Below are 7,156 nucleotides of genomic sequence, written 5' to 3' on the forward strand. Positions count from 1 at the left end.
GTCGCAAGGAACGACATGAAAGCAATGACAGGGGCAGAAGGCGTGCTGCGAGCGCTAGGCGATGGTGTTGGCCCGCATGCCGCGACGGGCATCGGCGATTTCGTCTTCTTCCGGCTGATCTACGACTACTTCGCGCGCGAGATCGACGAGTTCGCGCTCGCCTTGATGGAGCGCATGATGGCCTGGGCGACCGGTATCGCCCTGGCGATGGTCACACTGTGGGTGCTCGTGGTCGGGTATCGCATGGTGACCGGCCGGATGCGCGAGTCGATGGCGGCGACGGTCGAGCATGGCGCGCGGATCGCCTTGATCGTTGGGATCGCCACGACAATGTCGTTTCTGGGTAGTGATCTGCACACATTCCTGACGCGGGATCTCGGCAAGGAAATCCATGCGCTGTTCACAGGCAACGATGACCGGACGGCCGCGGACAGCATCGACGAGAACCTCGCCTACATGCAGCTGGCGCTTGGCGCCATCGACGCAGTACAGGTGGTGGAAGGCGACGACGATGCGCGCGAACGCAAGACGCGGGCGCTGCTGCTGGCCGGGTTTGGCGCCGCGAGCCCGCCGATGGCGGCGGGCACGATGTTGCTGCTGTATCAGTTCACGCTGGCGATGTTCATTGGCCTGGGCCCGCTGTTCATTCTGTGCCTGGTCTTCGAGCAGACGAAGGAGATGTTCCGAAAGTGGCTGCTCTATGGCATCGGTACGCTGTTCTCGATGGCGATGCTCAGCGTGGTCACGGCGATGGCGATGAAGTTCGAGGCGAAGGTCGCCATCGCGTTGTGGGTCTCGAAGGCGGTGAACGGCATTCTGGGCAATGACGTGGAAGGGTTGTCGGCGCAGGCGATGCAGCAGTGTGGTGTCGGGGTGATCCTGACGATGCTGATCATCACGATGCCGCCGGCAGCAGCGATGTTCTTCCAGGGCACGCTGGCGGGATTTTCCTATGTGTCCGCATTCGGCGGCGGCACGATGCAAGAGGCGCGGGCGCGCGGCGGGACTGCTCGAGGGACGCCTGCCGCCCCCGTGGACTCCAGGCAGCCACAGGCCGCGGTGGAAGCGGGCGGTCTCGGCAACGGAGTTGCCACCGCGTCGGCGGCGCGCGCGGCTGGAAGTCGGGAGATGCGTCAGGCCGACGCCATCAAAAGGGTGCGGGGATGAGGTTGAAGTTCGGGAAAACATCGTTGGCCATCATCGGTCTGGCGGGATGGCTGATCGCATTGGGGGCGGCACAGGCGCAGGTCGTCTGTCCTCCAGGCATGGAGCAATATCGCACCGGGAGCCAGAACGATGGTTTCGGTGTCGCCCTGTGCGGGCCGATACGGGAACAGGAACCGGAGCAAGAACCGGAACTGCCAGCGTGGGCGACGCGATGGGGCGCGATCGCATCCGATGGGTTGACGGGCGCGTTCGGTGCTGCCGAAGGCATGCGCAGCAAGCGCAGGGCGAAAAACGCCGCGATGGCTTCGTGCAAGGAGACCGGCGGCCGACAATGCAAGGTTGACTTGACGTATTCGAACCAGTGCGCCGTCACCGTGGTGGGAAAGAAGACGCATCTGTCGCAAGGCGCGGCCACGGTCGAGGAAGCCACCGACATCGGCTTGCGGCGATGTCGCGAGGTGGATGACGACTGCCGCGTCTATTACGCCGCGTGCAGCTTGCCGGAACTGGTTCGATAGCGGCTGCGAAGGCATGAGCGCGTCGATGTGCTCACGCAGATGCCGACGATAGCCGTGCTTGTCCGGCGGTAGCTCGCGGCGGGGGCGCGAGTGATGCAGTCGGGAGGATCGCCGCGAGCCGATGACGATCATCGGCTCGCGGTGCAACCCTCAGAACACGCTGAGCCCCAGATTCCAGGCCAGATTGGTGCCGAGCGCGGCGAGGTTCATGCGCTTGTGCAGCAGGTAATCCTGGAAGTTGCTTTTCGCGTTCAGGATGTGCACTTCGGTCGCGCCCGACGCGTTCTTCCGGAATCCGTAGATGTCGGCGCGGCCGTCGCCGTTGTAGTCGGCGATCTGGAACACCCAGGCGTTGTCGATACCGGTCACGCCCTGCGCGGTCGCCACGTGGACCAGGAAGGTGGAGAACGCGTTCGCGCCGTTGAGGATGTGCGCTTCGGTACGGCCGCTGCTCGCCGTCTTGTAGATGCCGTACAGATCGGGGATGCCATCGGCGTTGTAGTCGCCAAGACCGAACACCCAGCCGTCGTGGTTGCCGGTGGTGCCCAGCGGCGTTGCCCTGTGCAGCAGGAACGTCGAGAAGTTGTCGGCGCCGTTGAGGATGTGCACTTCGGTCTTGCCGGAGCTGGGCGTCTTGGCGATGGCGTACAGGTCGTTCCTGCCGTCGCGGTTGTAATCACCGACCAGGAACACCCAGGCGCTGTTGCTGCCGGTCCTGCCGAGCGGCGTTGCCTTGTGCAGCAGGTAGGTGGAGTAGTTCGTCGCGCCGTCGAGGATGTGCACCTCGGTCTTGCCGGAGCCGGCCATCTTGTTGATGCCCCACAGGTCCGGCGTGCCGTCGCGGTTGAAGTCGGCGACCTTGAATTCCCAGGTGTTGTCGGTGCCGGTGTTGCCGGTGGCGGTGTTCAGGCTGGCGAGATAGGTCTGGAAGCTGTCATGCCCGTTGAGGACGTGCACCTGCGTTCTGCCGGTGTCGGTCTGCTTGCCGATCGCGTAGACCGAGTATTCGTTGGTCTGCGGCGTATTGGCCTCGCGCACGGCCTGGTAGGCGTTGAGGATGCCGCTGCCGCAGCCGATGCCGCAGGCCACGGGCATGGGCCGGGCGGTGTTCTTGAGCAGGCGCTCCATCTGCGCGCTGGTAAGCGGCCTGGTGGCGACGGCCTGCACCAGCGCGATGACGCCGGCGACGTGCGGCGTCGCCATCGAGGTGCCCTGGTAGTAGGCATACGCTTCGGCGGCCTGCGTGGTGGTGCCTTCGTTGAGGGTGGAGGCGATGCCCTCTTCGCCGTCGCCGCCGGGCGCGGTGATGTCCACGCGCACGCCGTAGTTGGAATAGCCGGAACGCGCGCCGGTGCGGCCGCTCGCGCCCACGGCGATCACGTTGTTGCAGCTGGCGGGTGCGGAGCGATGCACGCTGACGCCGTCGTTGCCGGCGGCGACGACCACGATCGAACCGCGCGAGACGGCGCCGTTGATCGCCGATTGCTCGGTGGCGCTGCACGGCTCGTCGAGGCCGCCGAGGCTGACGTTGATCACTTCGGCGGGATTGCCGTTGGCGGGCACACCGGAGACGGTGCCGCCGGACGCCCACACGATGGCGTCGGCGATGTCGGAGGTGTAGCCGCCGCATTTGCCGAGCACGCGCGCCGGCACGATCTTGGCCTGGTAGGCGACGCCGGCCACGCCGATGCCGTTGTTGGTGACCGCGGCGATGGTGCCGGCAACGTGCGTGCCGTGCCAGCTCGAATCCGCAGCCTCGGAGCCTTCGTAGCATTCACCGGCGGTTGTCGTCCAGTCGCCTTCGTCCTTCGGGTTGCTGTCGCGTCCGTTGCCGTCGCGCGAGATCTCGGGGTCGGAGATGAAGTCGTAGCCCGTCAGGACGTTCGCACCCAGATCGCTGTGCGTGGTGATGCCGGAATCGACGACGGCCACGACCGTGCCAGCGCCCTTCGAGATGTCCCACGCCGCTGGCAATCCGATGCCGCCGGTGGCTTCGGAGTAATGCCACTGCAGGTTGTAGAACTCGTCATTGGGAACGAAATACGCCCTGCGACGGCTGTCGACTTCGACGTATTCCACATCGGGGTTCGCGGCGATCTGATCCATCAGCGCCAGCGCTTCGGTGCGGTTGAGCTTGCGCGAGGCGCGCACCACGTCGGCGCCGATGGCCAGGCGGCGCTGGTGCTGGACCGAAACGGCCAGTCCGGGCGACTTCGCCGAGGCGGCCGAGCGCTTGGACACGCCGGACAGCGTGCGCTGGGCGGCGGCGAGGTTGCGGCGTTCGGTGCTGCCGTCGCGGTACTTCACGATGAAGCGGTCGTAGTTGCCTTTCGCGTGCAGGCCGCCGGTGTTAACCATCGGCTCGGCGGCGATCGCCGCGTTGGCGGACAGCAAGGTAATGAGCGCGGCCGACAACAGGCGGCGCGCTGGCATGGATGTGACGGATACCATGATGAACTCCCCGAACACGCGTGAAGAACGTGTGACAGAAATAGCCTAACAGACGCCGGATGCGGGTGGTCGTAAATACATATCGTCATATCCCGCTTTGACGCGTCAGAATTTTCTGACCCGTTGAATCTGATTTGTTAAAACGGTTCAGCACAGCCTGACCACGAGCGATTTCGCTGAATCTGTTTTGATTTCAGTCGGTTGTGGATTGGCGGAGGCCCGGATGACACCGGTGGAATCAGTGCTCCGCGTGCCCGTGTCGCCGCAGGTAGCGAGCGACGAACGGATCGAGCTCCATGTCGCCCAGATCGGCGTAGTCGACTTCGCGATAGTCGGCGGTGGACGTGAACGCCGTATCAGCGCGGATGCGTTGCAGCTTGCGCAGGCGCAATACGTATGCCGTGTCACCCGTGCCGCTGCGGAAGTACGCCGGTAGGGCATCGGTTTCGAGCCAGTCCAGCGCCACCTTGCCGCCGTTCGCATCGTCGCCGCGATGGCGCGTGACGACTTCATCGAAGGCATGCCCGCTGCCGGTGCGCCGCAGGCGCGTGAGCAGTGTGGGATCGATCAGGCCGGTCAGCCGCGTCCATTGCGGCACCCGGTCGAGGGTGCGCAGATCGCCGGGGGCGTAGGCGATGCTGCGTCGCTCCTGCGGGAACAGTTCCAGATGCGCGATGCCGTCGGCGGTCTGTCGCCACAGCTGGATCGGCTCGTTTTGGGCGTGCTCGTCCTGGATGCGGTATTCGACGCGCTCGGCATCGCGCACCAGCACCAGCGTGCGTTCGCCGCGCGCGTCGCGCACCGTGTATTCGGCCACGAGGGCCTCTCGCGGGTCGGATTCGAGAGCCGTTGCCTCGACGGACGCGTTGCCGGCCCGAAGCGGGCCGGCGAGCGCCAGTAGTGACAACAGAAGGCCGCGGAGCAAGCCGCTGCCGGTCATTGCTTGGTCGCGTTGTTGCGGTTGCGTGCCATGCCGGCGCGCAGATCGTCTTCCAGCAGCGGCCCGAGCAGCGGCGCGCGTGCGTTGTTGCGCGGGCCGCAGCCGCCGAACAGCTGGCAGAGGAAGCTGCTGACGTCCTTCTGCGATTGCGCCATCACGTGGAAGATCGTGTTCTGCTCGACCACGCCCTGGAACGCGTGCGCACCGGGGCCGCGCGCGTAGATGCCGACGTCCTCGGCGGCATGGGTTTCCGATTCCAGCGGCACCGCGGATTCCTGCAGGAAGTCGACCTGCGCGGTGTTCACGCCGGTGAGATCCGGACGCGCGACCGGGCCGCGATAGCCGGGGCCGTTGATGTAGCCGAGCGTGGTGTAGGGCTTGCCGTTGCTGTCGAGCGCCAGCTGGCCGTCGGTGATCACCTTGCCGAGGATGTCGTTGCCGCGATCGGGATAACCGGCGACGGTGAAGGTGTGGCTGTGATCGGCGGTGGTGATGATCAGCGTGTCGCGCGCGTCGGTCTTGCGCAGCGCGGTGCGCACCGCGTCGGATAGCGCGATGGTGTCGGTGAGGGCGCGGCTGGCATTGCCGGCGTGGTGGGCGTGATCGATGCGGCCGCCTTCCACCATCAGGAAGTAGCCCTTGCGGTTGTTGGCTTCCAGCACGTCGATGGCCTTGGCGGTCATCTCCGCCAGGCTCGGCTCCTTGCCGGCATCCTTGGCGCGATCGGCTTCGTACTCCATGTGCGAGCGCTCGAACAGGCCGAGCAGATGCCGCGTGCTGCGCGGATTGATCGCATCGAACTGTGCCTTGTTCCAGACATAAGCCGCGCCGCGGCGCCCGGTCCATTCCTGCGGCAGATTGCGGCCATCCTTGCGGCGGCCCTTGCTGCCGGCGTCTTCCGGATCGGCGACGGTGTTGGGCAGGAAGTAGCTGCGGCCGCCGCCGAGCGCGACTTCCAGGCCGTCGCCGTAGGGGAATTCGACCAGCTGGCGGGCGATGTCCTTGCAGCCGTTGGTCTTGGCCTCGTCGGTGAGTTCGGCGTCGCTTTCCCAGTCGCGGTTGGGCGTGTGCGCGTAGGTCGCGGCCGGCGTGGCGTGCGTGATGCGCGCCGTGCTGACGATGCCGGTGGCCAGGCCGAGCGCTTCAGACAGTTCCAGCATCGTCGCCACGTTCTGGCCGCGCGCCGACGCACAATTGTTGTACTGCGCGCGCTGGGTGACGCTGAGTACGCCCTGGTTGGTCTTGATGCCGGTGACCATCGCGGTCATGGTCGGCGCGGAGTCGGGCGTCTGGCCGTCGACGGAATAGGTCTTCGACAGGCTGACGTAGGGCAGGCGCTCGAACGACAGCGCGTTCTCCTCGCCGTTGGCGCCCTTGAGCTGGCCTTCGCGGATGCGCGCGGCAGCGACGGTGGACAGGCCCATGCCGTCGCCGACGAACAGGATCACGTTCTTGGCTTTGAACGGGCTTGGACGCTGCGCGGCGCCGTCGCGGGCGGCTTGCGCGCCTTCGTCGTACCAGCGTTGCGGGGTTTCCTTGCGGACTGCGGTTTTTTGCGGGCCAGCGGCCAGCAGGGGCGTGGCGATGAGTGCGGTGGTGATTGCGCAGCACACGGCTGTGGCTGCGGGGGATTGGAAGAGGCGCATGGACAGGGCTCCGGGGGATCGGCGGGCGTACTTTGGGGGGTGTACGTTGCGTGGACATGACGGGGAGGTGGGTTTGGCTTGTCATTCCCGCGAAGGCGGGGGTCTCAACAGCCGTATGGCTGGTCATCCATGGACGTTGTTTTGGCTCGTCATTCCGGCGGAAGCCGGAATCCAGCTATTTGCTTCATCGTCGTCCCAGCGAAAGCTGGGATCCATTTGGCTTTTGCTGTTGTTGTTGCTGTTGAAGGTCAAAAGCGTTTCGTCCGCTACGTGGCCGAGTTCATTTCTTTTGATAAGCGTCAAAAGAAATGAACCAAAGAAAAACGCTTTCCCCGACAAGTCAGCCCCAGGGTTTCATTGTTATCGGGATTTTTCGACTCGCCATCCATGGCTCGGTCGAAAAACGGCGCACATCCCTGTGCGCCGCCCTCCGG

At 65.4% G+C, this 7,156-nt stretch carries 6 protein-coding genes; 3 read left to right on the forward strand and 3 right to left on the reverse strand.

Annotated features, from left to right (window positions below; genetic code table 11):
• The first annotated feature begins 24 nt into the window (after positions 1 to 24).
• Together AC1RNP_RS03070 and AC1RNP_RS03075 are read left to right on the forward strand one after the other, a co-directional pair.
• Positions 25 to 1,167, forward strand: coding sequence for a TrbL/VirB6 family protein (locus AC1RNP_RS03070; RefSeq protein WP_493049770.1), 1,143 nt, complete (start codon positions 25 to 27; stop codon positions 1,165 to 1,167).
• Positions 1,168 to 1,190: 23 nt separating this feature from the next.
• The gene (locus AC1RNP_RS03075) at positions 1,191 to 1,685 is read left to right on the forward strand and encodes a DUF4189 domain-containing protein (RefSeq protein ID WP_493049771.1); all 495 of its coding nucleotides are present in this window, start codon (positions 1,191 to 1,193) and stop codon (positions 1,683 to 1,685) included.
• 150 nt (positions 1,686 to 1,835) lie between these two features.
• Here the strand turns inward: AC1RNP_RS03075 and AC1RNP_RS03080 are convergent, their stop codons facing one another.
• From AC1RNP_RS03080 to AC1RNP_RS03090, 3 genes are all read right to left on the reverse strand, one after another.
• Positions 1,836 to 4,136, reverse strand: a complete 2,301-nt coding sequence (locus tag AC1RNP_RS03080) for a S8 family serine peptidase (protein WP_493049772.1) — start codon at positions 4,134 to 4,136, stop codon at positions 1,836 to 1,838.
• 238 nt (positions 4,137 to 4,374) lie between these two features.
• On the reverse strand, positions 4,375 to 4,953 hold the full coding sequence (locus tag AC1RNP_RS03085) for a hypothetical protein (RefSeq protein WP_493049773.1): 579 nt from the start codon (positions 4,951 to 4,953) through the stop codon (positions 4,375 to 4,377).
• 119 nt (positions 4,954 to 5,072) lie between these two features.
• Positions 5,073 to 6,722: an alkaline phosphatase family protein gene (locus AC1RNP_RS03090; protein WP_493049774.1), complete on the reverse strand. Its 1,650-nt coding sequence runs from the start codon at positions 6,720 to 6,722 to the stop codon at positions 5,073 to 5,075.
• 129 nt (positions 6,723 to 6,851) lie between these two features.
• On the opposite strand from AC1RNP_RS03090, the gene AC1RNP_RS03095 reads away from it, so the two are divergent.
• Positions 6,852 to 7,034, forward strand: a complete 183-nt coding sequence (locus AC1RNP_RS03095; protein WP_493049775.1) for a hypothetical protein — start codon at positions 6,852 to 6,854, stop codon at positions 7,032 to 7,034.
• The last annotated feature ends 122 nt before the right edge of the window (positions 7,035 to 7,156 follow it).

The sequence above is a fragment of the Luteimonas sp. GW821-FHT14E02 genome (assembly GCF_058803905.1).

What these genes read in the sequence shown, in the direction of transcription:
- AC1RNP_RS03080 (WP_493049772.1), bottom strand. Translation starts at nt 4,136, where the DNA reads ATGGTATCCGTCACATCCATGCCAGCGCGCCGCCTGTTGTCGGCCGCG.
- AC1RNP_RS03090 (WP_493049774.1), bottom strand. Translation starts at nt 6,722, where the DNA reads ATGCGCCTCTTCCAATCCCCCGCAGCCACAGCCGTGTGCTGCGCAATC.
- AC1RNP_RS03070 (WP_493049770.1), top strand. Translation starts at nt 25, where the DNA reads ATGACAGGGGCAGAAGGCGTGCTGCGAGCGCTAGGCGATGGTGTTGGC.
- AC1RNP_RS03095 (WP_493049775.1), top strand. Translation starts at nt 6,852, where the DNA reads ATGGACGTTGTTTTGGCTCGTCATTCCGGCGGAAGCCGGAATCCAGCT.